At 58.4% G+C, this 24276-nt stretch carries 20 protein-coding genes; 9 read left to right on the top strand and 11 right to left on the bottom strand.

Annotated elements, in window-relative coordinates:
• Positions 1–779: 779 nt before the first annotated feature.
• A complete protein-coding gene (locus OH720_RS16270; RefSeq protein ID WP_272601991.1) occupies positions 780–2357 on the bottom strand; it encodes an AMP-binding protein in 1578 nt (525 codons plus the stop codon).
• A 184-nt stretch (positions 2358–2541) separates the two neighbouring features.
• Here OH720_RS16270 and OH720_RS16265 point away from each other — a divergent pair, with 184 nt between their 5' ends.
• Complete coding sequence (locus tag OH720_RS16265) at positions 2542–3486, top strand: SphA family protein (protein ID WP_272601990.1); 945 nt, start codon at positions 2542–2544, stop codon at positions 3484–3486.
• Between the two features lie 212 nt (positions 3487–3698).
• On the top strand, positions 3699–4136 hold the full coding sequence (locus tag OH720_RS16260; protein ID WP_272601989.1) for an acyl-CoA thioesterase: 438 nt from the start codon (positions 3699–3701) through the stop codon (positions 4134–4136).
• 264 nt (positions 4137–4400) lie between these two features.
• On the opposite strand, the gene OH720_RS16255 is transcribed toward OH720_RS16260, so the two are convergent.
• The 3 genes from OH720_RS16255 to OH720_RS16245 all read right to left on the bottom strand — a co-directional run bounded on the left by OH720_RS16255 (position 4401) and on the right by OH720_RS16245 (position 8064).
• The gene (locus tag OH720_RS16255) at positions 4401–5903 is read right to left on the bottom strand and encodes a wax ester/triacylglycerol synthase family O-acyltransferase (RefSeq protein ID WP_272601988.1); all 1503 of its coding nucleotides are present in this window, start codon (positions 5901–5903) and stop codon (positions 4401–4403) included.
• Between the two features lie 543 nt (positions 5904–6446).
• Positions 6447–7064, bottom strand: a complete 618-nt coding sequence (locus OH720_RS16250) for a DJ-1/PfpI family protein (protein ID WP_272601987.1) — start codon at positions 7062–7064, stop codon at positions 6447–6449.
• Between the two features lie 97 nt (positions 7065–7161).
• The gene (locus tag OH720_RS16245; RefSeq protein ID WP_272601986.1) at positions 7162–8064 is read right to left on the bottom strand and encodes a LysR family transcriptional regulator; all 903 of its coding nucleotides are present in this window, start codon (positions 8062–8064) and stop codon (positions 7162–7164) included.
• A gap of 286 nt (positions 8065–8350) precedes the next feature.
• On the opposite strand from OH720_RS16245, the gene OH720_RS16240 reads away from it, so the two are divergent.
• Complete coding sequence (locus OH720_RS16240) at positions 8351–9691, top strand: MFS transporter (RefSeq protein ID WP_272601985.1); 1341 nt, start codon at positions 8351–8353, stop codon at positions 9689–9691.
• 108 nt (positions 9692–9799) lie between these two features.
• Positions 9800–11083, top strand: a complete 1284-nt coding sequence (gene salA / locus OH720_RS16235; protein ID WP_272601984.1) for a salicylate 1-monooxygenase — start codon at positions 9800–9802, stop codon at positions 11081–11083.
• 42 nt (positions 11084–11125) lie between these two features.
• Here salA and OH720_RS16230 read toward each other — a convergent pair whose 3' ends face one another.
• Positions 11126–11917, bottom strand: a complete 792-nt coding sequence (locus OH720_RS16230) for an alpha/beta fold hydrolase (RefSeq protein WP_272601983.1) — start codon at positions 11915–11917, stop codon at positions 11126–11128.
• 2 nt (positions 11918–11919) lie between these two features.
• Here OH720_RS16230 and OH720_RS16225 point away from each other — a divergent pair, with 2 nt between their 5' ends.
• The gene (locus OH720_RS16225) at positions 11920–12063 is read left to right on the top strand and encodes a hypothetical protein (RefSeq protein WP_272601982.1); all 144 of its coding nucleotides are present in this window, start codon (positions 11920–11922) and stop codon (positions 12061–12063) included.
• Here OH720_RS16225 and OH720_RS16220 read toward each other — a convergent pair.
• A complete protein-coding gene (locus OH720_RS16220) occupies positions 12060–12677 on the bottom strand; it encodes a LysE family translocator (RefSeq protein ID WP_272601981.1) in 618 nt (205 codons plus the stop codon). The genes OH720_RS16225 and OH720_RS16220 overlap by 4 nt on opposite strands.
• 147 nt (positions 12678–12824) lie before the next feature.
• Here OH720_RS16220 and OH720_RS16215 point away from each other — a divergent pair, with 147 nt between their 5' ends.
• A complete protein-coding gene (locus OH720_RS16215; protein WP_008062611.1) occupies positions 12825–13277 on the top strand; it encodes an Lrp/AsnC family transcriptional regulator in 453 nt (150 codons plus the stop codon).
• 23 nt (positions 13278–13300) lie between these two features.
• Here OH720_RS16215 and OH720_RS16210 read toward each other — a convergent pair whose 3' ends face one another.
• Positions 13301–13855 carry a LysR family transcriptional regulator gene (locus tag OH720_RS16210; RefSeq protein ID WP_272601980.1) on the bottom strand — a complete coding sequence of 185 codons (555 nt, stop codon included), beginning with the start codon at positions 13853–13855 and terminating at the stop codon, positions 13301–13303.
• A 122-nt stretch (positions 13856–13977) separates the two neighbouring features.
• On the opposite strand from OH720_RS16210, the gene treS reads away from it, so the two are divergent.
• Entirely contained in the window at positions 13978–16047 is a 2070-nt protein-coding gene (gene treS / locus OH720_RS16205; protein WP_272601979.1) for a maltose alpha-D-glucosyltransferase, read from the top strand.
• Between the two features lie 93 nt (positions 16048–16140).
• Here the strand turns inward: treS and OH720_RS16200 are convergent, their stop codons facing one another.
• On the bottom strand, positions 16141–17430 hold the full coding sequence (locus tag OH720_RS16200; RefSeq protein WP_272601978.1) for an MFS transporter: 1290 nt from the start codon (positions 17428–17430) through the stop codon (positions 16141–16143).
• A gap of 303 nt (positions 17431–17733) precedes the next feature.
• On the opposite strand from OH720_RS16200, the gene OH720_RS16195 reads away from it, so the two are divergent.
• Complete coding sequence (locus tag OH720_RS16195; RefSeq protein ID WP_272606461.1) at positions 17734–18861, top strand: MFS transporter; 1128 nt, start codon at positions 17734–17736, stop codon at positions 18859–18861.
• A 56-nt stretch (positions 18862–18917) separates the two neighbouring features.
• The gene (locus OH720_RS16190; protein WP_336299047.1) at positions 18918–20018 is read left to right on the top strand and encodes a LacI family DNA-binding transcriptional regulator; all 1101 of its coding nucleotides are present in this window, start codon (positions 18918–18920) and stop codon (positions 20016–20018) included.
• A 63-nt stretch (positions 20019–20081) separates the two neighbouring features.
• On the opposite strand, the gene OH720_RS16185 is transcribed toward OH720_RS16190, so the two are convergent.
• The 3 genes from OH720_RS16185 to OH720_RS16175 are packed head-to-tail and all read right to left on the bottom strand — an operon-like array spanning position 20082 to position 24219.
• Complete coding sequence (locus OH720_RS16185) at positions 20082–21692, bottom strand: GMC oxidoreductase (RefSeq protein WP_272601976.1); 1611 nt, start codon at positions 21690–21692, stop codon at positions 20082–20084.
• Positions 21693–21709: 17 nt separating this feature from the next.
• The gene (locus tag OH720_RS16180) at positions 21710–23497 is read right to left on the bottom strand and encodes a thiamine pyrophosphate-binding protein (RefSeq protein WP_272601975.1); all 1788 of its coding nucleotides are present in this window, start codon (positions 23495–23497) and stop codon (positions 21710–21712) included.
• Complete coding sequence (locus OH720_RS16175) at positions 23494–24219, bottom strand: ThuA domain-containing protein (RefSeq protein WP_272601974.1); 726 nt, start codon at positions 24217–24219, stop codon at positions 23494–23496. Before OH720_RS16175 ends, OH720_RS16180 begins: the two co-directional genes overlap by 4 nt.
• Between the last annotated feature and the right edge of the window lie 57 nt (positions 24220–24276).

Below are 24276 nucleotides of genomic sequence, written 5' to 3'. Positions count from 1 at the left end.
TGGCTTCTTAGACTGCCCCCGTGGCGCATTGACGCCTCGGCGCGGGCGAGTCCATCCAATTACAGCGAGTCACTTGGAAAAGCCCCAAGTAACCAAGGGCTCTTGCCCCTGGCGTTCGGCCCCTCGCTAAGGCTCGGGGTGCCCTCGCTCCGGTCCTGCTCCGTGGGTCGCCGCGCTGGGCCATCCCTGGCCCAGCGCGGCTAAACCGGCATCCATGCCGGTTTACCCACTGCGCAGAACCTCCACTCGGCCTCTCGATGGGGCAAGAAAATCAAAAGCCAAAGCAACGCGAGGCGGCCTTATAGCCGACCTGATTTCGCGGATGTACTCATTCCACTGTAGGAGCGAGCCTGCTCGCGAAAAACGTCCAGACAACGCGATCATCCAGACGGGGCGCGTTATCGTTGACGTCCATCGCGAGCAGGCTCGCTCCTACAGGGGTACGTGCTCACTTGAAATCAGGTCGGCTTTAAGGCCGCCTCGCTTTGGTTTTTGATCTGGTTGCCCCGTTAACCACGATGGCCGAACGCAGGCATTGCGCAGTGGGTAAACCGGCAGGACGCCGGTTTAGCCGCGCTGGGCCAGGGATGGCCCATCGCGGCGACCCACGGAGCAATGCCGGAGAGAGGGCATGCCGAGCCCTAGCGAGGCACCGAGTGGTGGGGCAAAGCCTTTTGCTTACTTTTCGGCGTTTGGAAAAGTGAGTCGCCGTAAGGGCGAAACCATAGGTAGCCGTTACCGCAGCAATGGATATGTACACCACTGCGCACAAAAAACCTTCAAGAAACCCGCCGCGACTGATCCACCCAATACCGCTCACGCACCTGTCGTCGCAGCACCTTACCAACGGCGCTCAACGGCAAAGCCTCAACCAGCGTCACCGATTTGGGCGCCTTGAAACGACCCAGGCGCTCCTTGACCAGCGCAATCAGTTCTTCTTCATCGACAGTCATTCCCGGTTTAACCACCACTTCGGCATGCACCGCCTCACCCCATTTGTCATGGGGAATACCAACCACAGCCGACATGGACACGGCAGGATGGGTATTGAGCGTCGCTTCGACTTCCACCGCATAGACATTGAACCCTCCGGTGATGATCACGTCTTTCTTGCGGTCGACGATGAACACATAACCGGCCTCATCAACGTAACCCAGGTCCCCGGACTTCCAGAACCCCTCACTGAACTCGGCGGACGTACCCTCGGGATTGTTGTGATAGCCGCTGATGGTCCCACGCCCGCGCAGCCAGATTTCACCGGTCGCGCCGGTCGCAACCCGATTGCCGGACTCATCGACGATCTTCAGCTCGATACCTGTGGCAGGCCGGCCGGCGGACGCCAATCGACCTGTTTCGACTGCGTCAAGATGGTCGGCCTTGGTCAGGGTGCACACCGCCTGGGCGCATTCGGTGGCGCCGTACAACTGGAAAAATATGTTGCCGAAGCGCTCTTGGGATTGCTTGAGCTTGACCGGGCTCATGGGGGCCGCACCGTAATACAGTGTTTGCAAGCTGGACAGATCGTAGTGCGACGCCTCGGGCAGCTCCAGCAGCCAACCCACCAGCGTCGGCACCATCAGCGCCGTGGTGATCCGCTCGGCTTCGACATTGCGGCACCAGGCCTTGAGGTCGGTGGCATTCTGGGTAACGGTGCAGCCACCACGGAACAGCGTGGGCAATAGCGACAGCCCCGAGCCATGGCTGATGGGTGCGATGTGCAGGTAGCGGGTGTGTTCGTTGAGGGCCTGGCTCTGCTCGCTGTCGGCATACATCGAATCCCGCGCTGCCAGCCAGTTATCGATGGTGTAGCGGGCACATTTGCTCTTGCCGGTGGTTCCACCGGTAAAGCGGTAGATCAGCGTGTCCCGATGGACATCGGATTCAACGTCAGGCTCATCCTCCGACATGCCTTCGAGCAATGCCCAGAAGTACAACGCGAAGCCGCAATCGGCCGGTGGCTCATCCATGCAGATCACCACCGCACCGCTGGCGCACAGCATTTCGCGGTACTGCAGCAACAGACCGGTCTCGATGAAAATGACCTTGGGGGCGATGAAATCGACCTGCCAACGGTGTTCTTCAAGTGAATCGCGAAAGTTGGTATGCGCAATCGCCACTTCGCCCTTGAAGGCCGTCCAGGCATGCAGCAGCGACAGGTTGTCGTTTTCCAGAATGCACAGCGCCGTGTCGCCACGCTGCAAATTCAGGCGCGTGCGCAGGGTGTTGGCGATCCGATTGGTCAGCCGATGCAGCTCGTCAAAGCGATAACGCCGATTGCGCTCGACGTTCACCAGCGCTTCCTGGCAGGCATAGCGTTGCGCGACCTGAGCCATGACTCGGGAAAAATTCATCTTCATTGCGGTCTCCATTTGTTGTTCTGGCTGTTGGAGATCGCATTTTAGGAAGGGGGGCGGCGTGCGACGCGCCCCCCATCGGGAGAGGGGCTGCTCCCGGGAGCCGGTGCTAGGGTGTAAGTAGTCGGCGCAAGCCACTATCAACCATCAAGGTTGGTACTTTGTTTGCAGTGAGTCGAGGGCATTGATGAAAACAGCAAAGAGACTTGCGCTGGGCTTGCTGGCTTCTTTGCCAGCCCTCGTGGCCCAAGCCGACAACGGCGGTATCAGCTTCTGGCTGCCAGGTCAGTTCGGCGCGCTGGCGGCGGTACCCACCGAGCCCGGCTTGAGCCTGCCGCTGATCTACTACCATGCCCACGCCAAGGATGACGCCAGCAAACCCGTTCCCCGAGGCGGACTGACCACGGTTGGCCTCGATGCGACGGCGGACATTCTGTTCGCCTTCCCGAGCTACACCTTCGCCGAGCCGTTGCTCGGCGCTCAAGTGGCCCTGGCGGTGGGCGCGGCAGTGGCGCGCTCCGAGGGCAGTGTCGATGTCACACTGACCGGTCCACGTGGCCGGCAGTTCTCTGGCAACACCGACGATACGTTGAAGGGTGGTAGCGATGTGTATGTGATGGGCACCCTGAAATGGAACCATGGCGTCCACAATTTCATCGCCTACAGCATGGGCGATATTCCGGTCGGCGCCTACGACCCCAATCGCCTGGTCAACATCGGCCTGGGTCATGCTGCGCTGGATGCGGGAGGCGGCTACACCTTTTTTGACAAGAAAAACGAGTTTTCCGCCGTGGCGGGCCTGACGTACAACTGGGAAAACACCGATATCGACTATCAGAACGGCATCGATGCCCACCTTGACCTGAGCGCCTCCCACTTCATCACCGAGCAGACTCACCTGGGCCTTGTCGGTTATGTCTACCATCAGGTCACCGGTGATAGCGGCAGCGGTGCAACCTTTGGCGATTTCAAGTCCAGGGTCAATGGCATCGGGCCTCAGGCTGGACACTTCTTCAAGGTCGGTAAAGACCTCTGGTACACCAACCTCAAGGGCTACTACGAATTTGACGCGCAGAACCGGGCAGAGGGCTGGAACACCTGGTTGACCCTGGTCATTCCGTTATCGGATTGAAGACCTGCGCGTGCGGCTTCTGGCCGCGCCCCGCCAAGTGTCTAGTGCCAACTGTCCCCCATCAGCTACCCCCCTCCGAAGGGGGAGGCGAGCGATATAAAACCAGCCTGTACCCTCGCAAGCCAACCCCGTGCATACGCACCTTGGGGTTGTCGAAGCCATTTGTCCGAGGATTTCTGAATGAACGTGAAAGCCATCAACAAGGCGGTGCCATGAGCGAGAAGGCCTACCGCCCCAGCCGCGACGATTTTCGCCGCTTCTACACCCTCGGCACGCGCTGGGGTGATCATGACTCCTACGGCCATGTGCAAAACGTCGTCTACTACTCGTTCTTCGATTCGGCAATCAGCCATTTTCTGGTGGAGCAGGGCACACTGGATATCGACAGCAGTCCGGTCATCGGCTTGATCGTCGAATCCAGCTGCACCTTCTTCTCGCCGATCACTTTTCCCGATCGAGTGACCGTTGGCCTGCGCATCGCCCATTTGGGCACCAGCAGTGCGCGTTACGAGCTCGGTGTCTTTCGCAATGACGAACCGATGATTTGCGCCCTCGGCTACGTGGTCTACGTCTATGTGGATCGTGCCACCAACAAGCCGGTCGCCATTCCCCCATTGGTTCGAGACGAGTTGCGCACCCTGACCGATTAAGGCGTTGCATACCGACGACCCTGTCTCGCGTGGGACGGGGTCGTACGGATTTACCCGGTAGGAGCCAGGATCAGCACCTGGTGTGCCACTCGCGGCGAATCAGGATTTGATCGAGGGTTCTACTGATCGCCGTGCAATTGCGCACCATCTCCATGCGCTCCCAGGTGGCATGCTCACCCTCTTTGACAAGTTGCCTGACCTGATGGACAGGCAACGGTGTCAGTAACCTCCAACGTTCATGGGCGAGGGGCAATCCCTACAGGGTCACTCGCACGGTTGCTCGACATCGGCAGCTGCGGGGATGGCTCGCTTGCGTGGTGGCGTTGCAGGAGACTCCTTGGCGGCCGCTTCCATCGGCTGCCGGCCCAGGGCCAGGTATTCCTCGGTGGATTTGTGCAGGCAGTCGATGTAGACGTCCATGTCAGGCAAGACGTCGCGATCGCTGCCCACCCCGAGAATGATCTGGTCGTAGAGGCTGGTGACGGCATGGCTGAGCGCCATGCCGTCGGCGATTGGCGGGACGAAATAGAGTGATTGCACCTCGGCGCCGGCGAAGTACTTGCGTGCCTTGCCCATGGGGCCCGGGAAGTTGGTGATCAGGGTGTTGCACAAATGGTATTTGCCGACATGTCGCCAGTGACTGCCCATCCAGCCCCCCAGCATGCGCATCGGCGCAGGTACCAGGTCGCCCATTGAAACGATCAGTTCATACACCACATCGCGGGCAAGCTCGGTCCCCGACTGCGTGCGCTCGAGGATCGACTGCAGCCGTTCGACAGGATCCTCGATATCCGTGCCTATGCCGATCAGCATGCCGGACACCAGGTTCCCGGTCCGCTGGGCTTGCTCGGAGAGAATCGCTACCGGACACATTGCGACCAGCGACTGCTCGGCGGGAAGAGCCTCGCGGCGTATCAGGTAGCGCCGCAGCCCCCCGGCGATAATGGCCAGGATGACGTCGTTGAGCGTGGCGCCCTTGGCGCAGCGGCGGACCTGCTTGATCTCGTCGAGCTTCCAGGACAATCCGCCAAAGGTCCGGTGCGGCGAGACCTGGGCGTTGAACACGGTGCTGGGAATGCTCTTCTGGGCGGGTCGGTTCTCTGCGCGCAGCCGGGTCAGCAAATTCAGTCCTGCCCTGGACGCGCTGTAGCTGGCGCGCAAGCTGCGCAGTGGCTGGGTCAACAAGCGGGGAACGGTTTTACCCCACATGTGCGCGCGGCTGGGCAGGCGATCGTTGTAAGGTTGCCGGTAAGGACGCTCATCGGGTTCAGGTTGATCACTCATCAGCAGATTGTTGATCTCGATGCCAGCCTTGCCATCGATGTAGGCGTGATGAAAACGCAGTAGCAGGGCGAAGCTGCCGGGTGCCACGCCTTCTACGTTGTTCAGCCCCTCGATGATGGTGAGCTCCCAGGGCGCGCGGCCCATGTCAAGGGTGCGCGACATCGACCGCGCCGCGAAAATGCACAGTTGCCGCCAGTCGCCAGGTTGTGGCAGGCCGACGTGGCGGATGTGGTACTCCAGGTCGAAACTTTTGTCCTCCACCCAGTAGGGATCGTCCAGCCAGAAGGGCGCGTGCTGCAGCCGTCGGCGAAACAATGAGGTACTACCCAGGCGATTGTTGATGTAGCGGATGATGTCCTTGTGCCGGACCAGCCCGTTGGGTGCGGTGCGTTGGTCGCAAATCCACAGGCTGCCCCCCACCATGGGTTGATGGGTGGCGTCGGAATAGAAGAACTGGGCGTCCAAGGGTGTCAGTTGTTTCAAGGCTTGTTCCCTCCAATAGCATGATGACCAAATCAACACGTTCGGTGAGCAGCCTGTTTATCTTGGCAACTGACCGCCTCACGCATTGCCGTCATGGTTGCGCGCGAGCCCATTGGCACACACCTCCCTAGTTGGCAGGGATCAACGTCTGCTGTGGGGGCGCTCATGGCACAAGTGAAGGTATATGAGTGAGGTTTAGACCGTACTCGGTGCCCCGCCTAGGCTCGGCATGCCGTAACGAAGGCATTGCTCCGTGGGTCGCCGCGCTGGGCCTGCGTTCGGCCATCGTGGTTTAACGGGGCGCCCAAATCTAACGCCAAAGCGAGGCGGCCTTATGGCCGACCTGATATCAAATGAACACGTTTCCCTGTAGGAGCGAGCATGCTCCGGGCGGCGTTCCGACGATGGACGTCAACGATTACGCGCCCTGTCTGGATGATCGCGTTGTCCGGACGTTTTTCGCGAGCATGCTCGCTCCTACAGGGAATCGCGGACAGCCCCCCAACACTAAACTGAAAAGGATTACGCTGAGATACGTCTGGGTTAGACGGCGATTTTTTCAGAGTGCAGATAAGGCGTGATATTGCGCATGGCACGGGAAACGTAGTTTTCCTTCTCGCCGACCGGTGCGACGTAGTAGAGCGCGCTTTGCGCGGCATCGATGCCTTCGAGCCTTGCGATAATCCAGGTGGCCAGGTATTGGGATGCCAGGCAGCCACCCGCGGTAGCGATGTTGCCATTGGCAAAAAAAGCCTGATTGAGGACGTCGCCCCCTGCTTCCTGAACCCAGGGTTTCGTCGTCAAATCGGTACAAGCGGGTACGTCTTTGAGCAACCCGAGTTTTGCCAGGATCAAAGTCCCGGAGCATTGCGCGCCCAATAGTTGTCGGCCAGGATCAAGCTCCAACTGCGCCATGAGCGCAGGATCGGCGACCACATCCCGGGTTTGCATGCCACTGCCAACGATGACAGCGTCAGCCTCGCTCGCTTCTCGCAGGGACACGTGGGATTCAATGACAACCCCGTTCATGGAGCGAACTTTGGCAGTGGGGCTGGCAATTGAGACACGCCAGCCTGGCTTCTTGATTCGATTCAAAATGCCCAGGGCAATCAGTGAGTCGAGTTCGTTGTAGCCTTCAAAGGTCAGGATTGCGATGTGCATGATGGCTTTTCCTTTGTAGATGGACCAGGAATGGGGCAGATCCATGCTATGGCTGAAAATCATGACATTTAAAAAATTGTAATGGATACATTCCCTTTCAATCGGAGAACAGCTCGAACATCAGCTGCCGCAACCACCGATTGGCCGGATCCTTGTTATATCGGGTATGCCAGAACAGGTTGATTTCGATGGTCGGTAGATCCACAGGTGGCGCTATGACCGTGAGCCCGAAGGGCTCTTCGCAACTGCTGGCGAACCGTTCGGGTACGGTCGCCAGCAAGTCCGTGCGCTGAAGTATCTGACCTATCGCGACGAAGTGAGGAACCTCCAACCGTACATTTCGTTCGATGCCAGCGCGCGCGAGGAAGTTATCAACGATGCCGTGCCCTGTGTTCGCCGCTACCACACGAACGTGGTGATAGCTGCAATAACGCTCAAGTGTCAACGGTTCCCGGGTGGCAGGATGGCCTTTGCGACACAGGCACACGTAGCGGTGGTGGAAGAGACGTTGCTGGAAAAAGCCCGCCTGAAGGTGGGGCAGCAACCCGACTGCAAGGTCGATCGCACCGTTTTGCAGTCCTTCGGCCAGGGTATCCGCGTTGTTGTTCAGTGTGCTGATGGAGCAACCTGGCGCGCGTTCAGCGAAGGCATCCATCAGCCGCGGCATGAAGTAGATTTCACCAATGTCCGTCATTGCCATGGTGAATCTGCGACTGCTGGTGAGCGGATCAAACGTATCCTGTCGACTCAGCGCATCGCGCAGCGTCTGGATGGCCAATGCTACCGGCTCGGCCAACTGACAAGCATAAGGCGTGGGTTCCATTCCCTGGTAAGTGCGCACGAAGAGTTCATCGTTCAAGGTCGTACGCAATCGCTTCAGCGCGTTGCTCACAGCGGGCTGGGTCAGTTCAAGATTATCCGCTGCCGTCGAGACCCTGCGGTCGATCAACAGTTGGTTGAACACCAACAGCAGGTTGAGATCCAGCTCTCGTAATTCCATAACGCCTCAAGCAGATGGGGTGCATATCAGGGCGACAGAGTTGCCCGCCGTCAGGTCTGCACCGCACTGAATGGTCGCTGCAAGAAATCCAGCCTATCAACTGCTCCACAGTCGCGTCCATCGCAAGGGCGCGAAGAGCCCTACGTGTCTGCGATCTTTATTCACGCTCGAAATAACAGGTATTTGGATCACTGCATTTATCACGCTGGATGCCTTGGCCATGATCGCGAATCCCGCAGGCCTCTGAACCTGCGGTTCAATAACAATGACAAAAAAGAGCGATGCCATGCGTACGATCGATGTATCGGCCCTGATTGACGGGGCTCGTTTCAATACCTTCCATGCGCGCGTACTGTTCTGGTGCGCACTGATCATCATCTTCGACGGCTACGACCTGGTCATCTATGGCGTGGTGTTGCCCTCGCTGATGGCCGAGTGGGGATTGAGTTCAATACAGGCGGGGGCGCTGGGCAGCTGTGCGCTGGTAGGCATGATGCTGGGGGCGCTGTTTTTCGGCTCACTGTCGGACCGCATCGGCAGACGTAAAACCATCATGATCTGCGTAACACTGTTCAGTGGTGTCACCGCGCTCAATGGCCTGGCGCAGAGCCCGGAAGCGTTTGCGTTATGCCGATTCATCGCCGGCCTGGGGATCGGTGGCGTAATGCCGAACGTGGTGGCACTGATGAACGAGTACGCGCCGAAAAAATCCCGCAGTACCTTGGTCGCCCTCATGTTCAGTGGCTATTCGCTAGGGGGCATGTTGTCCGCCGGCCTGGGCATGGCGTTTATTCCGCTCTGGGGATGGCAGGCAGTGTTCTATGTCGCCTTGATTCCGCTGTTGGCCTTGCCCTTTTTGATACGACAGCTACCCGAGTCGATGGAATTCCTGCTGCGTACCGGGCAGACGTCCAGGGCTCAAGTCTTGTTGATGCAGGCTGAACCCAGCTATGTGCCGAGCGCAGTCGATCAGTTGAACCGCATGGTCGCCAAAGGCACCAACGTGTCGATTACGCAGTTGTTCCGCGAGGGTCGCAAGCTGAGCACCTTCATGCTGTGGCTGGCGTTTTTCTGTTGCCTGCTGATGGTCTATGCATTGACCTCCTGGTTGCCAAAACTCATGAGTGCTGCCGGGTACGGCTTGAACTCGAGTCTGGCGTTTCTGGTGGCGCTGAACCTCGGTGCGATTATTGGAGCGGTAGCGGGTGGCTGGCTGGGTGATCGAGTCGGCATCGCCAAGGTTTTATTCGTCTTCTTCGGATGCGGGGCGTTGGCATTGAGCCTGCTGGCGCTTAAAGCGCCTTTGCCTGTGCTCTATCTACTGATCGCCATAGCGGGCGCATGCACCATCGGTACGCAAATCCTGGCCAACGCTTGTACCGTGCAGTATTACCCGCCGCAGATTCGCGCAACCGGACTCGGTTGGGCGATGGGCGTGGGGCGAACCGGCGCCATTATCGGCCCTCTACTGGGCGGAGTACTGCATGCCTCTTCACTGCCGCTGCAAGCGAGTTTCCTGATCTTTGCGCTACCGGGATTGATCGGTGCCATCGCGATCCTGGTCTTTGTGATGGAGAACGCCACGGGGCGCCAAGACACTCCGTCCAGGCAAACCGTTGCCCAGTAATATTCACATTGATGATGCCAAGTATTGAAGTGGCGGTATTTATCAATAGCACTCTGCGCACGATGATTGAGTGACTCCAATAACAATCAGCCTCACGGGTAACTTGCCATGCATTCATCTCAATCTGTCTTGCACATCGGTATTGTCGGCGGCGGCATCGCCGGCGTGGCGTTGGCTCTCGATCTGTGCCGCCATGCCCATCTCAGTGTCCAGTTGTTCGAAGCGGCCCCGGCCTTTGGTGAAGTAGGTGCCGGTGTCTCCTTCGGCGCCAACGCCGTGCGTGCCATCGCCGGCCTGGGCATTGCCGAACCTTATCAGCAGATCGCTGATCGCACGCTGGATCCCTGGCAGGACATCTGGTTCGAATGGCGTCGTGGCGGGGATGCCGGTTATCTGGGCGCGAGCCTGGCCGAAGGTGTCGGGCAGTCGTCAGTGCACCGCGCTGATTTTCTCGACGCCCTGGCCAGCCAGCTGCCAGAGGGGGTTGCCCGGTTTGGCAAACGGGCAGTGAGCGTGGAGCAGGAAACCGAACAAGCCCACGTGCTTTTTTCCGATGGCAGCGAGCACCGCTGTGATCTGCTGATTGCTGCTGACGGAATCAAGTCGTCGATTCGTGATCATGTGCTTCAAGGCCTCGGCCAGCCCCTTGCGGCACCGCGCTTTAGTGGCACTTGCGCCTACCGCGGGATGATCGACAGTCAACAGTTGCGCGCCGCTTACCGTGCTCGCGGGGTCGACGAGCACCTGGTCGACGTCCCGCAGATGTACCTCGGGCTCGACGCGCATATCCTCACGTTTCCGGTCAAACAAGGGCGGCTTATCAACGTGGTGGCGTTCACCTCCGATCGCAGTCGACCGGAGCCGTCCTGGCCAAGCGATTCCCCATGGGTTCGCAATGCCAGCCAGGCAGAAATGCTTGCCGCTTTCGACGGCTGGGGCGATGCGGCGCGGGTGCTGCTCGAGTGCATTGCGCAGCCGACGTTTTGGGCCCTGCACGAACTCGATGAGCTGGCGGGCTACGTACACGGGCGTGTGGGGCTGATTGGCGACGCGGCTCACGCCATGTTGCCGCACCAGGGCGCTGGCGCAGGGCAGGGGCTCGAAGATGCCTGGCTGTTGGCACGACTGCTGGCCGATCCACAGGTTTTGGTGAGCCGGCCGCAAGCTGTGCTTGAGGTTTATGACGCTATTCGTCGCCCCCGTGCCTGTCGTGTGCAACGCACGTCCTGGGAAGCGGGCGAGCTTTACGAACTGCGTGATCCGGCAGTAGCCGATAACGAGCAGATGTTGGGCAAAACCCTCGCCGAGCGTTTCGACTGGCTGTGGAATCACGATCTGCAATCGGACCTGCAACAGGCGCGTGAGCAATTGGGCTGGAAGGAGCTCGCTTAGTACTTACCTGGCCTGTGGCTACACTGGATTGAGATCGCCGATCTACAGCAGACGGCAAACCGCATCAATGACGCTCTGCGTGTTTTCCCTGTGGGGAACGTGTTGGCAATCGCTGATGACAAGCATCTCGATCTTCCCGCGGGCCAGGCTGGCGTAACGGTGGGGATGCAACGTCGAGCCGAACTCATCGTCTGCTCCATGGATGACCAGCATAGGGCACTGGATCGTCGGGAGACCCTTCTCGACGGTCCAGTCTGTGTAGGTGGGAGAAAGCCAGGTCTGTGTCCAGGCATTCAATACCCATTGAGCCTTTTCACCGTGGTATTTCTGCAAACGCTCGATCTGTCCTGGCTGTTGAAACTGTTCCTTGGCAATTCGGATACCGCACATTGTCCGCTCTTCAACAAAGGCTTGCGCAGACTCGGTCACCAGGGCCAGGCAATGCTCGGGAAACAATGCGGCGCAGTTTGTCGCCATGGCACCGCCGACGCTATGGCCGAAGGCGATAAAGCTTTCGATGCCCAGGCTTGAGCGCACGAATGGGAAGTAACGCTGTGCTTCCTCGCGAATGAAGTCATTGGACCAATCGCCGGGATGAGGGTCTGAACGACCAAATCCTAAGCGGTCGTAAGCCACGACTTGCCTGTTGGTTGCCTTAGCGAGCAGGGAAGGGAAGTCCCGCCATAGCTCCACGCATCCGAGAGAGTCATGGAACAAAATGATGGGGGCTGTAGGCTCGGCCAACCCGTGATTGCCCGGATACCAGCAGCGTGCGAACACCTGCCCATACGGTGTGTTAACCCAATGATCTTCATGGGTGATGGAAACCTGCATTGATGATCCTCATCTTGCACAACCATGCCAGCCAAGCAGCCGTCACTGGATTGATGTTCATGGACACTTTCATAGGCTGGATCGTGGCAAAGAACTTTGCGACGATCCAGCCTCATGGCTATCGCCTCGCTGAAAAAGTGAATTAACCCAGCATCTGCTCGCTGAGCAAAATTGCCGCGATGATGATCATGGCCATCCCGGAAAAACGGCTTACCAGGCGAGCCGCGGCTGGACGAGCCTTGAGCACAGCCTGTGAGGCGAATCCAACCAGCAGATAGATAACGCCACAACTGAGGGTGTGGATGAGACCCAACGCAATCATCTGCATCGGTACGGGCCAGGCAGCCGCCACGTCAGTGAATTGAGGCAGCAGTGCCAGGAACAGCAGGAACACTTTCGGATTCAGCCCGCTTACGCAAAGGCCCTTGAGCACCCAGCGTTTCCAGGAACTCGACGCCTGGATGCAATCAGCGTGCGGTGTAGCGGGGCGGGCAAGCATGTTAATACCCAACCACAGCAGGTAACCCGCCCCCGCAACGGTGAGCACCGATAAAGCAAAGGGGTGGTTGGTCACCAGCGTCCCGACACCAGCGGCCACAATCGCGGTGGCTATCAAATGGCCGCAGAGCAACCCGCCTACGGCAGGGATGACGACTCGCCCCCTCAGCCCGGCGGAAATCGCATAGGCCCAATCGGCACCCGGTGTGATGACGAACAGGATGGATACCGCCCAGAAGGCAACGAAAACACTCAAGGTCATGGCGTAAGCCACTTGTGCTGCTGATAAAAGGCGCTCTGCATCGTCGTGCTCCGGGAAGTTTGGGGGTAAGGAAGAATAATGAAATCCTGTTATAATTTACTTCCAAAGATTGTCGTGCAGATGCGTACGATTAGAAGGAATTTCTAAATGGACAGGATTGATCGAAAGATTCTTTCTGAGCTGCAAAAGGATGGTCGACTTTCAGTCACCGAACTCGCCGAGCGCGTGGGCCTGAGTCTTTCCCCTTGCCATCGTCGGGTTCGGGCACTGGAAGAGTCGGGGGTGTTGCTTGGCTATAGAGCGCAACTGGATCCTGGCGCATTGGGCCTGAATTTTTCCGCCATGGTATTTGCCACGTTGCGCGAGGGAGACAGGCGGGCTGTCGAGGCTTTCGAGACGGCACTCGTGGACATCCCGCAGGTGGTCGATGCCCAGAGGTTGTTTGGCGAACCGGACTACCTGCTTCACGTCATTACCCAAGACTTGCCGGCCTTTCAAAGGCTTTACGATGAGAGCCTTTCGACGTTGCCTAATGTTCAACGCCTGACCTCGACACTTGTGATGAAACGGGTCGTGCAGGATAGACCGCTGCCCCTATAGCTTGAGGCTGGCTTTCATTGCAATCAGCCAAGCGTCTGGCAAGTTTCGATCAAGAGTGATCGTAGCCACGCCTGACCCGCGTCACGGTGTGTCCGCTCATGCCAGGCCACCATTTTGCTGAAACCGGGTATATCGACCGGTGGCTCGAGCATTGTCAGGCCATCGCAGTGCAAGGCCAGCCGAAGAGGCACCACGGCAATCATGCGACGATCGACGAGCTCCAGCCAGACCTCCATCTTCGGATAGCGCTTTCGAAGCAGCGCCAGAATCGGGGCGATATGGAATCTACCCATGCGATGGCTGGTGCTGATCCTCAACGTTCCCCTGGGTTCGACCCGGTCACCCAGCGAGGTTTCTAGCATGCCGTTGACATTGTCCATAATGGTCTGGGCCCAGACCAGCATCACTTCGCCATCCGAGGTAATCGAGACTCGTCGGGTTGTTCGGTTGAACAGCTTGCACCTCAAGGTCACTTCCAATGCGGCGGTGCGTTTGCTGACATGGGCGGGGGAGATACCGAGTTCCATGCCTGCCGCGATGAAGCTGGCGCGTTTGGCGATCGCCGAGAAGAGGAGCAAGTTCCAGCTTATGCAACGAATTCCACATCTGGGCCTCATACAAAGATGAGTCCAGCCATTTGGTACTGGTACGGATGCAATGGCCGGTTGCAGTTTTACCCCGACAACAGGTAATGGCTTTTATGACGACTGCTGAGAAGAACCATGTGGCCTGGCTGGTCGAGCAATCCATGCTGCATGCAGCAAGGCAGCGGGCAAAGCTTTATTCGGGACAATGTCGTATGTGGCAGCATCCGTATGCGCATACCCGTCCCCGCGATGCGTCGGCCCTGGCTTCGGTTTGGTTCACCGCGTATCCGCCATCCATTGTTACTCGCGAAAATGGCACCGTGCTGGAAGCACTGGGCGACGAAAGCCTGTGGCATGCGCTCTCTAAAATCGGCATCCAGGGCATTCACAATGGCCCGCTTAAAATGTCAGGCGGCCTGATGGGGACTGAACATACGCCTACGATCGACGGTAATTTTGACCGCATCAGTTTCAATATTGACCCGCAACTGGGTACTGAAGCGCAGCTTCAGGCACTGTCCCGCATGGCCGCTGCGCACAATGCAGTCATCATTGATGATGTTATCCCGTCTCATACTGGAAAAGGCGCGGATTTTCGCTTGGCCGAGATGGCCTTTGAAGATTATCCCGGGCTCTACCATATGGTGGAAATCCGCGAAGAGGATTGGCCACTGCTGCCCGACATTGCACAAGGGCGCGACGCACAAAACCTCAGCCCTCAGCAAGTCGATGCTCTGCGAGACAAGCATTACATCGTTGGCCAACTGCAACGGGTTATTTTTTTTGAGCCTGGGGTCAAGGAAACCGACTGGAGCGCGACACCGATCGTTGTGGGTGTTGATGGCAAGCCAAGACGCTGGGTTTACCTGCATTATTTCAAGGAGGGACAACCATCGTTGAACTGGCTGGATCCGACTTTCGCCGCGCAGCAGATGATCATCGGAGACGCGCTGCACGCCATCGACGTCATGGGGGCGAAAATTTTGCGCCTCGACGCCAACGGATTCCTCGGTGTCGAGCGAAAACTCGATGGTACGGCCTGGTCAGAGAGCCATCCGTTATCGATCACCGGTAACCAGCTACTCGGTGGGGCGATCCGCAAAGCCGGTGGTTTCAGTTTTCAGGAGCTGAATCTGACCGTTGACGATATCGCCGCCATGTCCCACGGCGGCGCTGATCTCTCGTACGACTTCATCACCCGACCTGCCTACCAGCATGCGTTGCTGATGGGGGATACAGAATTCCTGCGATTGATGTTGCGCCAGATGCACGCCCTGGGCATCGATCCGGGGTCGCTGATCCATGCCTTGCAGAACCATGACGAACTGACCCTGGAACTGGTGCATTTCTGGACCCTGCATGCCCATGACACATTCCTGTACCAAGGCCAGACGTTCCCCGGGAACATTTTGCGCGAGCATATTCGCGAGCAAATGTACGAATGCCTGTCCGGAGAGCACGCTCCCTATAATCTGAAATTTGTCACCAACGGCGTGTCGTGCACCACCGCCAGCATTATCACTGCCGCGTTGGGGATTCGTGACCTCGATGCAATTACTCCCGCAGATCTCCAACAGATACGCCAGATTCATTTGTTATTGGTGATGTACAACGCGATGCAACCGGGGGTATTCGCGTTATCTGGCTGGGACCTCGTGGGCGCGCTGCCATTGCCTGCAGAACAGGTCGCGCATTTGATGAACGATGGCGATACACGCTGGATCCATCGTGGTGCCTACGATCTGGCTGACCTGAATCCGGAGGCGCCGCTATCGGCCGGCCTGATGCCGCGTCCGACAACCTTGTACGGCAGCCTGCCCACTCAATTGAAAGACCCGAATTCGTTTGCCTCGCAACTGAAGAAAATTCTTGCGGCTCGCCGCGCCTACGATATTGCTGCCAGTCGGCAGATTCTGGTTCCGGACGTCCAGCACCCTGGGCTGCTGATCATGGTTCACGAATTGCCGGCGGGCAAAGGTACGCAAATCACCGCGCTGAACTTCGGCTCGACACCGATCACCGAATCCCTGCACCTGCCCAATATCGCTCCGGGGCCTGTGGTCGATATCATCAATGAGCGGGTTGAGGGCGATCTGACACCCGAGGGTGAATTCACCATCACGCTGGATGCTTATGAAGGATTGGCGCTACGCGTGGTCAGCAACTCGCCGATGATCCAATAGCCGGATTAGTTGTGATCTGCACTGAAACACAACAGGAGCGGTGTGCCCGCTCCTGCGTTGTGTCGGCTGCGAGCCTTGCCGTGGCGGATGTTATCAAACGTTTTTTGTTTTAGAGAGATCGGTACTGGTTGTCGATGGCTGTTTTACACCGACAGCTTTTTTGGGTGCTCTCATCAGCAGCGGACCAAACGTCGCAAGCAGACCCAGCATGATCAATGGGAAGAACATCAGCGAGCCCAGGCCGAAATGACTGACAATCACGGTGATAGCAGCAGGCCCCACGAGCATCCCGGAAAAGCCGATGCAGTTGACGATGCCAATGTTGCGCCCTGCGTGCTTCGAATCCCTGCGCCCTGCGGCGGAAATCATCAACGGGGCAATGCAGGAAAGGCCCAGGCCAAACAGTGCGAAACCGAGAATGCCGGTAACGGCCGTGCCGCCGACGATGGTAAGGGTCATACCCAGTACACACACCGTACCGCATCCGAAAACGACTTGAGCGTTACCAAAGGCGGCCGCCAGCCGGTCGCCGAACAAACGCCCGACAAAGGCCGCGCCAACGAAAATGGACACTGCCATGCCCGCGGTCGACGTGGTTGCCGAGAACTCGCGACGGATATATTCCTGACCCCAGTCGGCGATCGCATTCTCTCCCATCATGCTGCCCAGCAGCAGGACGCCAAGTGCAATCATCACCAGAAGCGTTTTTGCCGATGGCCCGTTATCGATGTCATCAGGCGACCGGGCGCCTGTTTGCCAATCGCCAGATGACGCCAGGGGAACGTCATGCTTGCCCAGCAGCCACCGGCTGAAGACACAGCCGACAATCAGCATCGCAATGCCCAACACGGTAAAAGGCACTTGCACGCTGTCGGTGTAAAAACCGGTCAACCAACTGCACGCCATCCCCAGTAGAAAACCGCCAAGCGAATAGAACGCGTGGAAACCGGACATGATCGAACGTTGGTAAAACCGTTCAACTTGAACGCCATGGGCATTCAGGGCGGTATCCAGGGCCCCGCGCAACAGTCCCAGCACAACGCCGAAACACATTGCAAACCAGAAACCGCTGATGAAACCCAGCGGGATAATGGAAAGCGGATAGGCGACTGCGCACACAGTGATGACCGGTTTTGCACCAAAGGTGTCCAGCAGGCGGCCCACCAACAGTGCACCGGCAGCGGAACCGACCCCGATCCCGAGCGCGATCAAACCGAAATTCGCATCCCCCAGTTCGCCGGTAAAACCCAGTTGTGCCCTGAAGACACTTACCCCGGTCGACCAGATGTACATCATTGCACCGATCATCATGAAGCCGAGGAAGGTCGCGATACGCGCCTTGCGGATGCGAGTGGGGATCGGTGTTCTTTGAAGGTTTTTCATCACGCTGCAGGGTCCCTTTTGTTTTTGTCGGGTGTTTATGCAAGTCGTTAGGTGGTGCGTTGAGGGTTATACGTATAACTCAATAAAAATAGCATCTGCAACAGATCAACTGTCAACCTTTTTAAGAATTACCGACAAACAGCTTAGGCTTAGAATGAATGTTTGCCTGGCACGGCGAATCTACCCCGTACAGAACCATTGGCCTGAACGATTATTTTAGGTTATACGTATAACTTTAATGGACTGAGCACTGAGGTTTTCGTGACGTCTCAAGAACGGGTACTGCCGTGCGCCACCCCCCATATGACGGCCTATCGGCTGACGTTTCTTATATCAGGCCTGTGCATGGGGGCCTGGGCCCCCCTGGTTCCTTATGCGCGCAGTCGCGCCGGGGTCGACGACGGTGCGTTAGGTGTGCTCCTGCTATGCCTCGGCCTGGGCTCCCTGGTGATGATGCCGCTTGCCGGCATTCTGAACGCCAGGAAAGGCTGCCGCTTCACGATGCACGTCGGCATCGCGCTGGTGTCGCTGACATTGCCCCTGCTGGCGACGACGCATTCGTTTGCCGGCCTGATGTTCGCCCTGACCGTTTTCGGTGCCGGGTGCGGCTCAGTCGACGTCACGATGAACGTACAAGGGGTGATGGTAGAGCGCGCCACTGGCCGATCATTGATGTCAGGCTTTCATGGGTTGTTCAGCCTGGGAACGATTGTCAGTGCGGCCGGTATGACCGCGTTGCTGTGGCTCGGCGCCACGCCATTGCTGGCCAGCAGCGCCGTGATGGTGGCACTGCTGGCATTTGTACTGACATACGGTCATCAGATGCTGGGGCGAAGTGGCGATGAAGGCAGCCCGATATTTGTCAGGCCGACTCCTAAAGTCTTGTGGCTCGGTGTGCTCTGCCTGTTCGCGTTTCTCGCTGAAGGCGCGATTCTCGACTGGAGCGCAGTGTTTCTCGCACAGGTTCGGGGCGTGGAGCATTCGATCGCCGGCCTTGGCTATGCGGCGTTTGCCGTAATGATGGCTTTGGGACGATTGAGTGGCGACCGGATTCTGCTGAAACTGGGTTCGCGCGCGGTGCTCATCGGTGGCGGCCTGATTGTCATGCTGGGCTTCACGATAGTGGTACTGGTGACGGACTGGCTCATGAACCTGGCGGGGTTCGCCGTTATCGGCATTGGATTGGCGAACATTGCCCCGGTCTACCTATCGCTGGCGGGTGCTCAACAGACGATGCCGGGGGAGTTGGCGATTGCCGCGGCAACCAGTCTCGGTTACCTCGGGATCTTGATGGGCCCGGCCGTCATCGGGCTCTTCGCCCATGCGACGAGCCTGTCCTTGGCGTTACTGGCAGTCGCCTCATTGATGATCGCGGTCATTGCCAGTGCCACTCGACTGGTTCCGAAGGGTTCTCGTCAACGGTTACACTGAGTGCATGTTTTTTTCACGGACCTCGTATGAGGTTTCAAAAGATCGGGAAGCAAGCGATGGCATCCGTTTCAATGAAAGATGTAGCCCTGGCGGCGGGGGTGTCTCAGCCCGCGGTGTCCTACGCCTACAATCGCCCCTCCAAACTGTCGCAAGCCCAGCGCGAGCATATCCTGGAGGTGGCCGCCTCGCTGGGCTACCCGGGTCCGAACGTTCTAGGGCGAAGCCTGCGCTCGGGCAAGATCGGTGCGATCGGGCTGATGATGATGGACAAATTGTCCCTGGCATTCGCCGATCCCTGCACCATTGCCTTGTTGCGCGGGATCAGCGAAGTCGGTGAGCTGGAAAACGTCGCGCTGACGTTGTTCCCGCTCAACAACAATCGACTGGTCGGGCGTGCCCAGGCCGCGAATCACGGCAGCCTTGCACTGCGCGGGCTGGTTGACGGGCTGATTATCTCGACCTTGCCGGATGATCACCCGGCGGTATTGGCGGTGGTTAAACAGAACATTCCATTTGTCGTCATCGATTCGCCCCTGGTTGAAGACGCTTTTTTTGTCGGTATCGATGATCGGGGCGCCGCCCGTACCCAGATTCAACATCTGCTGGACCTGGGGCACCGCAAGATCGGCATCATCATTGACCGGCTCAATCCCGACGGTTATCGCGGTCCGATCGATCAACAGCGCTTCAAAAGCGCCAGTGAGCGCATTGTCAGGGAGCGCCTCACCGGTTACGTGGAGGCCGCGAATGAGGCAGGCCTGGCATTCGAGGACCTGAGCATTATCGAAGCCGGCGGGCTGGATTCGACGTCAGGGCAGGCAGCTGCGTTTACGCTGCTGACGTCCAGCGATGTCACGGCAGTCGTTGCCTGTTCGGATGTCATGGCGATCGCTTGCATGAAAACGGCCCACGCGCTCAATCGCAACGTCCCGCAAGCGCTATCGGTGATTGGCTTTGACGATATTCCCGAGGCGGTGCAGCTCGGTTTGACCACCATTGGCCAGCCAATGGTAGAGAAGGGCGTATACGCAGCACGGCTTCTGACCGAGCAACTGAATGCGCCGGCTGGCACCCGGCTCGAACCCGAGCAGAAAATTTTCGCCACGAAATTGATTGTGCGAACCTCGACGCTCAGGGTGCAGCCATCAGACGCTTAAGTACAGGCAGGGCTGCGGCGTAAGGTTTTTACGCCGCAGCTTTGTTTCTGGTTGTTCTACCGCTCAACTCGCCTGGCGTTTGAAATTGTCCGCAACCCGCAGGGCATTGGCGGCGATCGTAAGCGCCGGATTGACCGCCGCCGAAGACGGGAAGAAAGAGCTGTCGACGACCCAGACGTTATCCAGGTCGTGCAACTTGCAGTTCACATCCAGCACGCTGGACGCAGGGTCCGTGCCCATGACGGCAGTGCCACACTGGTGCGAGTTGGTGGCAATGCCCATCCGCGCTTTCAGGATCACTGGATAGCCTGCCTCACGCATGACCTTACTGGTCTTGCTCACCAAACCTTCATGAGCCTTCAGGTTGTTCGGCGTCCAGTGGACTTTGATCGCGCCACGCGCCTTGTCATACGTGACCCGATTTTCCTGCGTCGGCAAATCTTCCGAGGTCAGGTACAAGTCGACGCTGTGGTCGGTGATGTATCGCGACGCAAACTTTGGCAGCCACGGGCGCATTGAGGTGATCATCGGCTCGCGGATTTTTCCAAGCATCTGCACGTTGCCCAGAGGAAACGAATTCCGGGGGCTGGCGCTGTACCAATCGTTGATGGCCAGGGTTTTCTGGAAGATCACTTTGTTCTTGCGCCGCGGATCCACTGCCAACATGAACGTACTGTTGTGAACCATGTAGTTGCGACCCAATTGCCCCGAACTGTTGCCTAGACCTTCTGGGTGTTGAGCGTTCGCTGACTTGAACAGCAGGGCCGCGCTATTCACCGCGCCACAGGCCAGAACGAATCGTTTGGCCCGCAGAGTCACCTCTCGGCCATCGAAGAGGCCATGGGCCTGGGTGACCGTGCGGCCGTCGCTGCCGGTTTTCAGTTGTTTGATGAGGGTGCGCGTCATCAGCCTGATGGAACCGCTGCGCAACGCCGGTCTCAATGCCGATACTTCCGCATCAGCCTTTGCATCAACGAGACAAGGATAGCCATCGCACGTTGAGCACAACACACAGCCGCCGCCGTCGCCATAATCCACTGCCGCAGGCATCACGAAGGGCTTGAGCCCGGAACGTTGCATGCTTTGCTCAAGCGGCATCAGTGCCGGGTCATGTTTGAGCGCAGGTTGCGGAAAAGGGCCAGAGCGCCAAGGCTCACTCGGATCAATACCCGCCTGGCCATGAACCCTGTAGAGCTTTTCAGCTTCGGCATACCAGGGTTCCAGTTCTGCGTAGCTGATCGGCCAGGCAGGGGAGATGCCCTCGGCATGCTGGATTTCGCCGAAGTCCTCTTCGCGAAACCGCGGGAGCATCGCGCCATAGAACTTGGTGTTGCCGCCGACGTAATAAAACACGCCGGGGGAAAACGCTTGATTGGATTGATCCAGCCACTGCTCGGCGTTTCGGTAGCGGCCTTCGGCGAACACCGATTCGGCGCTCCAGTTGTGTATCTCACGGGGCAGGAAATCACCGCGTTCGACAATGATTATGTCCAGCCCACTATCACGCAGCGCATGGGCAAAGGTCGACCCGCCCATGCCCGAGCCGATAATCACGACATCACAGTTGATATTGCCATCTGCATCAGGTGTCACCACGTCGAGGGCGCGCGGTTCGCGCGGCGCCCCCGATTGTGGATTCAGCTCTGCATGATGCGAAATCAATGCATCACTCATTTGAGCCGCTCCAGTGCTTATAGGTGTTGTTCGGAGTTCCGGATTTCCCAGTACTCGTCCTGACGTTCGTCAGTGATGTACTCAGGAATCGGGAAGTCCCACCAGCCCGGTACCCAGGGGCCTGCGGCGTCGCGATCGGTCGGGATTTCAATGAGCACCGGAGCGTTCAGGTCCAGGGCTTCCTGCAAGATCGGCTCGAGATCTTCCGGGCGCTCCACGCGATAGGACTTCAGGCCGAAGGCTTCGCCGACCGCTTTGAAATCCGGGCTGTAAGGTGTGCCGTCCGGATGGTTGAACTCGGTGCCGATGTGGCGACTGGTTTGCTTGCGCTGGCCGCCGCGAATCGACATGTACCCGGCGTTGTTCTGGATCATGAACACGACAGGAATGTTGTTGGTCACGCAAATCGCAATTTCCTGAGAGGTCATCAGGAAGTCACCATCGCCCAGGATGCACACCACGGGTTGGTTCGGTGCGGCCAACTTGGCACCGATCGCGGCAGGCACAGCCCAGCCCATGGACGAGAATCCACCCGATGTCAGGTGCGTGCGGGGCGTGTAGACCGGGAAGGTTTGCTTGACCGCACCCTGGGTGTTGCCGGACCCGACCACCACGATGGTGTCACGCGGGAATACCTTGCGCAGCGCACCCAGCGGCCGTTGAGACGTAAACGGGAAGCGATCGGAGTCACGGCGACCGGCCAGCTTGGTTTCCCATTCATCTTGATAGCCGCGCAAGTCGCTCATGTACTCTTCGCGATCGACAGCCTGGCCTTTCAAGCCTTCCACGATATGCGCCAGCGCGTATTTCGCATCGGCACAAATGCCCACTGTGACCGGATAGTTTTTGCCGATTTCGTGCGGGTCGATGTCGATGTGGATCAGTTTCGACGGCGGAATGGCAAAGGTCACGCCCTTGGCATAACTGGACGACGACCAGTCCGTGAAGCGACAACCCACGGCGATGATCACATCGGCAGTGGAGGCAACTTTGTTGCCGCACATCGTACCGGTCTGCCCGACGCTGCCAGCGAACAGTGGGTGGTCTTCCGGGAAGCCGCTTTTGCCGTTCCAGGTGGTTACCACAGGAATTTTCCAGGCCTCGGCCAGGGCGAGCACTTCAGCGCTGGCCTCGCCGGTGATAACCCCGCCACCGATGACCAGCACCGGGCGCTTGCAAGCCTTCAGTTCCTCGACGGCACGAGCGGTAGCCGCCGGGTCCGGGAAGCACTTGCCGATAGGCGTACGCTCTTCCAGAGCGTGCAGGGTCACTTCAGCCGCTTCAGCCTGAACGTCCATCGGGATTTCCAGATGGACCGGGCCTGGACGGCCAGTAACCATCGAGCTCCAGGCCCGATGCATCATGAACGGCAACTCTTCAACGCGCGTCGCGACCCAGTGACGCTTGGTGACTGCTTCGGCGATTTTCGGGAAGTCGTTGTCGGTATAGCGCTCCAGTTCCTGCAGCAAACCGTGGCCGCGCATGTGGGTGGGCGGCCCGCCAGTGATCAACATCAGACTGGTGGAGTCAGTGAAGGCGGTGGCCATGCCGATCACGGTGTTGGCGGCACCTGCACCGATGGAGGTGACCGCAGCCATGGGCTTGCCGGCTACCCGGTAGTAACCATCTGCCAGGTGGACCGCGCTCTGTTCATGGAAGACCTGGATGAATTTGAGTTTCGAGTCTTCTTCGAGGAAGGCGTCTGTGAGTGTCCAGATACCGTGGCCAGGAATGCCGGCGACATACTCGACGCCGTAGTTTTTCAGGGTTTGCGCCACGATCTGGCTGCCGGTCAATTTGCTCATGACAGGACTCCTTGGGTTGATGAAAACGGGGTGGAGGCGGAGGGTTTCTCGGTGACTTGTGCGCGCCCGCGCGTTGCCCAGTTCAGGCCTTGCCTGGTCAGGCGACGGATGTTCGGGTCGGCCAGGTTGCTGGTGTCGTGCCCGATCGAGTGATAGAACACCCGGCCCTGGCCCCACTGGCGAACCCAGGCAACCGGGCTGCGGTGGCCCTTGATCCATGGAAATGGATTGCCATCGAAGGTGGTTTCGGCGAGCACATGAATGTTCGGGTCGACCTGCATGTAGTACTGCTCGGACCTGACCTCGAAATCCTCGACGCCTTGAGTGACCTCATGCGTGCGATCGATGACGTTGACCTGGTACGGATGGGGAAAGCCTTCGCCCATCGGATGCTCGAGAAACGATCCGCCCAGCACCCAGTGGTACTTGAGGCTTGCGCGAAAGGCCGCACCCGCACCGTGCCAACCCACCAGGCCAGTGCCGCTTTCGATCGCTTCGAGCAGGCGTTTTTCCTGGGAGGCGGTCAGCGTTTCCGTGGTGACGGCATTGTTCCAGCCGATCACGATCAGGTCGTAGCCGGTCAAGTCCCTGTCGAGCGTGAAGATGTCGGTCGACTCTTCGACTTCGAAATCCAGTTCCTGGAAAACGGTCCGGGCCCATGCAGCAATTTCATAGGGGTAATGGCCGGGCCAGCCACCGAATAAATACAAGACTCGACTCACGGTTGGTCACCTCTTCATGTGGGCGTGATTATTAGGTTATACGTATAACCGCCTATT

Source organism: Pseudomonas sp. WJP1, from assembly GCF_028471945.1.
Taxonomy (GTDB): domain Bacteria; phylum Pseudomonadota; class Gammaproteobacteria; order Pseudomonadales; family Pseudomonadaceae; genus Aquipseudomonas.
The sequence above is the reverse complement of the archived record's forward strand: the minus strand, read 5'-3'. Positions and strand labels throughout refer to the sequence as shown.

Excerpts from the sequence above, each read along its gene's own strand:
- OH720_RS16230 (WP_272601983.1), bottom strand. The coding sequence starts at position 11,917 with ATGCAGGTTTCCATCACCCATGAAGATCATTGGGTTAACACACCGTAT.
- treS (WP_272601979.1), top strand. The coding sequence starts at position 13,978 with ATGACGACTGCTGAGAAGAACCATGTGGCCTGGCTGGTCGAGCAATCC.
- OH720_RS16220 (WP_272601981.1), bottom strand. The coding sequence starts at position 12,677 with ATGACCTTGAGTGTTTTCGTTGCCTTCTGGGCGGTATCCATCCTGTTC.
- OH720_RS16215 (WP_008062611.1), top strand. The coding sequence starts at position 12,825 with ATGGACAGGATTGATCGAAAGATTCTTTCTGAGCTGCAAAAGGATGGT.
- OH720_RS16250 (WP_272601987.1), bottom strand. The coding sequence starts at position 7,064 with ATGCACATCGCAATCCTGACCTTTGAAGGCTACAACGAACTCGACTCA.
- OH720_RS16180 (WP_272601975.1), bottom strand. The coding sequence starts at position 23,497 with ATGAGCAAATTGACCGGCAGCCAGATCGTGGCGCAAACCCTGAAAAAC.
- OH720_RS16260 (WP_272601989.1), top strand. The coding sequence starts at position 3,699 with ATGAGCGAGAAGGCCTACCGCCCCAGCCGCGACGATTTTCGCCGCTTC.
- OH720_RS16245 (WP_272601986.1), bottom strand. The coding sequence starts at position 8,064 with ATGGAATTACGAGAGCTGGATCTCAACCTGCTGTTGGTGTTCAACCAA.
- OH720_RS16195 (WP_272606461.1), top strand. The coding sequence starts at position 17,734 with ATGACGGCCTATCGGCTGACGTTTCTTATATCAGGCCTGTGCATGGGG.
- OH720_RS16185 (WP_272601976.1), bottom strand. The coding sequence starts at position 21,692 with ATGAGTGATGCATTGATTTCGCATCATGCAGAGCTGAATCCACAATCG.
- OH720_RS16225 (WP_272601982.1), top strand. The coding sequence starts at position 11,920 with ATGATCCTCATCTTGCACAACCATGCCAGCCAAGCAGCCGTCACTGGA.
- OH720_RS16240 (WP_272601985.1), top strand. The coding sequence starts at position 8,351 with ATGCGTACGATCGATGTATCGGCCCTGATTGACGGGGCTCGTTTCAAT.
- OH720_RS16200 (WP_272601978.1), bottom strand. The coding sequence starts at position 17,430 with ATGAAAAACCTTCAAAGAACACCGATCCCCACTCGCATCCGCAAGGCG.
- salA (WP_272601984.1), top strand. The coding sequence starts at position 9,800 with ATGCATTCATCTCAATCTGTCTTGCACATCGGTATTGTCGGCGGCGGC.
- OH720_RS16265 (WP_272601990.1), top strand. The coding sequence starts at position 2,542 with ATGAAAACAGCAAAGAGACTTGCGCTGGGCTTGCTGGCTTCTTTGCCA.
- OH720_RS16270 (WP_272601991.1), bottom strand. The coding sequence starts at position 2,357 with ATGAAGATGAATTTTTCCCGAGTCATGGCTCAGGTCGCGCAACGCTAT.
- OH720_RS16190 (WP_336299047.1), top strand. The coding sequence starts at position 18,918 with ATGGCATCCGTTTCAATGAAAGATGTAGCCCTGGCGGCGGGGGTGTCT.